The sequence below is a fragment of the Streptomyces sp. NPDC058231 genome (assembly GCF_042882275.1).
Taxonomy (GTDB): Bacteria; Actinomycetota; Actinomycetes; order Streptomycetales; family Streptomycetaceae; genus Streptomyces.
In genome coordinates this window covers 1-3,079 of the sequence record NZ_JBHVWN010000153.1, presented here as the reverse complement: position 1 = coordinate 3,079, position 3,079 = coordinate 1, and the positions used below count along the sequence as shown (strand labels likewise).

Sequence of the window (3,079 nt, the reverse complement as noted above, 5' to 3'; positions counted from 1 at the left end):
CGCGGCCAACGACGCCACAGCCCCCTCCACAACTCCCATAGCACGATGATGACGGATCATCACGGAACAGACGGGTTGTTTCTCTGCAAGCCCTAAGACCTGTCCCGTAAATGATCTCCAGAGGACGGCGCTCGGTCGAGCGCGCGGCCTTGCTGGGGCCTCTGTTCGTGTGCTGTGTCGCTTCAGGCCCGTGCGGGGAAGTCAGGATGGTCGGTGTAGGGCGAAGCAAGGTCACGCAGGTCGTGGCACGGCCAGGGGTCGCGGGCGTGACGGGCCAGGATGCGCCGCTTGGCCTTGATCTCGCGCAGGACGCGGGCAGGGTCGTGCAGAGCCACGTGTAGAGCAATCGTGGGGTGGAAGCCGGAGAGGTCGGCCTGGCAGAAGTCAACCGTGTGTCCGTGGGCAGTCCACGTCCCGCATCCGTCGTCACCGTCGCAGCGCCGGGCCAAGGCGGCCTCCTCATCCAGCCGCGCCTCGATGAACCTCACTAGTTCTTCAGTCATAGGAGCATTCTCGACGTTGTGCTGGGCACCATGAAACGATCTTGTGGTGTCTGGTGTGATCACGGCGTCGGAGTCGTCCTGGATAGCCCCGTTCACCGGGCTGAGCCCCCGTCTGTTCGGGAAGTTGGTGACGGTTCTGCGGCGTGAGGGCGCGGACGCGGTCCGCAGGGGCCGGCCGTGGGGTCTGCCGCTGGAGGACCGGGCTCTGCTGGTCGCGGCTTACTGGCGCACGAACCTGACCATGCGCCAGTTGGCCCCGCTGTTCGGGGTTTCCAAGTCGGCGGCGGACCGGATCATCGATCACCTCGGGCCGATGCTCGCCCTCCAGCCCCGGAAACGGTTCGCGAAGGACACCGTGCTGATTGTGGACGGCACCCTGGTGCCCACCCGCGACCACACCATCGCCGAGCAGTCCAAGAACTACAGGTACTCCACGAACCACCAGGTCGTCATCGACGCCGATACCCGGCTTGTCGTCGTGGTCGGCAAGCCCTTGCCCGGGAACCGCAACGACTGCAAAGCATGGGATGAGTCCGGCGCGAAGGCCGCCGTCGGCAAGACCATGACGATCGCCGACGGCGGCTATCAGGGCACCGGGCTCGTAATGCCTCACCGACGTCGGAAGGGCGAGGAGCTGCCCGTCTGGAAGCAGGCCCACAACAAGTCCCACAAGCAGGTCCGCGCCCGCGTCGAGCACGTCTTCGCCCGCATGAAGACCTGGAAGATCCTCCGCGACTGCCGCCTCAAAGGCGATGGCGTCCACCACGCCATGCTCGGCATCGCTCGGATGCACAACCTCAACCTTGTCGGATAGGCGCCCAGTCGGACTGGTCACCGACCACGTCCACACCGCTCAGAGATCATTTACGGGACAGGGCTTAGGGATTGCAGATCATCAAGGTGTTGCTTCCCGACCTGGGGCTCGTTGGTCTGGTATGCGCATCCCGGACGAGACCCGTGACCAACTCTCCGCGAAGTTCGCGGTGTTGTTCCCACATCTGGACGAGCGGCAGCGACGGCTGCTGATGGGAACCGAGGCCCGGCTGCTGGGGCATGGTGGCATCCGCGCTGTCGCTCGGGCGGCCCAGGTCAGCGAGACGACGGTCCGCAATGGCGTGTTCGAGCTGGAATCCGGAGAGGAGCCGTTGGGGCGGGTCCGGCGTCCCGGCGGAGGACGCAAACGGGTCGCCGATCTGGATCCGGGGCTGCGGCCGGCACTACTGGCGCTGGTCGAGCCCGACGAGAGAGGCGACCCGATGTCGCCGCTGCGTTGGACGATGAAATCGACCCGTACGCTCGCGGCGGAGCTGGCCCGGGCCGGGCACCGGATCAGCGCCGACACCGTGGGCGACCTGCTGCGGGAGGAAGGCTTCAGTCTTCAGGCCAACGCGAAGACGCTCGAGGGCAGTCAGCATCCGGACCGGGACGCCCAGTTCCGCTACCTCAACGAGCAGGCCCGCAACCACCGGGACGCCGGCCAGCCGGTCATCAGCGTGGACACCAAGAAGAAGGAGCTCGTCGGCGACTTCAAGAACAGCGGCCGCCAGTGGCGTCCCGCCGGCGAGCCTGTCCTGGTCAGCGTCCACGACTTCGCCGACCCGCAGCTGGGCAAAGCCGTCCCCTACGGGATCTACGATCTGACCGCGAACACCGGCTGGGTCAACGTCGGCACCGATCACGACACCGCCGCGTTCGCAGTGGAATCGATCCGCCGCTGGTGGCACGGCCAGGGCCAGGCTGCCTACCCGCGGGCGACACGGCTGCTGATCACCGCCGACGCCGGCGGATCCAACGGCTACCGCACCCGGTCCTGGAAGCTCGAGCTGGCCCAACTCGCAGCTGAAACCGGGCTGACGATCACCGTGTGTCACCTACCACCAGGCACATCGAAGTGGAACAAGATCGAGCACCGGCTCTTCTCGCACATCACCATGAACTGGAGCGGCCGCCCGCTGACCAGCCACGAAGTCATCGTGCAGTCGATCGCCGCGACCACCACCCGCACCGGACTGCGTGTGAGAGCCGAACTCGACACCAACACCTACCCGACCGGAGTCCGCATCAAAGACGCGGAGATGGCCGCCCTGCCGCTGACCCGGCACGCGTTCCAGGGCGCCTGGAACTATGCACTGCACCCCCACCCATCACCCGTAATCCCGGTGGCCCGGACCCCGCAGACGCCGGATCCGGAGTGGGACCAGGCCTTGCTCTCCGATCCAGCACTGACCGGGATGACCCGCCAGCAACTGAACGACCTCACCGAGACCCTGGCCCCGGACGGGGATATCCGGCGCGGTCGGCCGCCTCGACTGGCCTTCGCCGACCAGGTCCTGGCCACCGTGCTCCACCTACGGGCCGCCCTGGCCGCGGAACCCCTCGCCGTGCTGTTCGGCACCAGCCGCACCGCGATGCACCGCACCCTCCTGAAGAACCGGCGACTGCTCGAAGCACACGGCATCACCATCCCACCCGCGACAACCCCACCCACGGCCCTCGCCGCCCTTCAGGACCGGGTCCAGGCACAGACCGGCGAGAACAACAAGATCAAAACAACGTGTTGATGATCTGCAATCCCT

The 3,079-nt window shown here is 66.7% G+C and carries 3 protein-coding genes; 2 read left to right on the top strand and 1 reads right to left on the bottom strand.

From position 1 onward, the window contains the following. Positions 1-182 precede the first annotated feature (182 nt). Complete coding sequence (locus tag ACFVXE_RS38865) at positions 183-503, bottom strand: DUF6221 family protein (protein WP_389678493.1); 321 nt, start codon at positions 501-503, stop codon at positions 183-185. Positions 504-549: 46 nt separating this feature from the next. Here ACFVXE_RS38865 and ACFVXE_RS38860 point away from each other — a divergent pair, with 46 nt between their 5' ends. Both ACFVXE_RS38860 and ACFVXE_RS38855 read left to right on the top strand, forming a co-directional pair. Continuing rightward, complete coding sequence (locus ACFVXE_RS38860) at positions 550-1,317, top strand: transposase (RefSeq protein ID WP_389678492.1); 768 nt, start codon at positions 550-552, stop codon at positions 1,315-1,317. 121 nt (positions 1,318-1,438) lie between these two features. Beyond that, entirely contained in the window at positions 1,439-3,064 is a 1,626-nt protein-coding gene (locus ACFVXE_RS38855) for an ISAzo13 family transposase (protein ID WP_389678490.1), read from the top strand. The last annotated feature ends 15 nt before the right edge of the window (positions 3,065-3,079 follow it).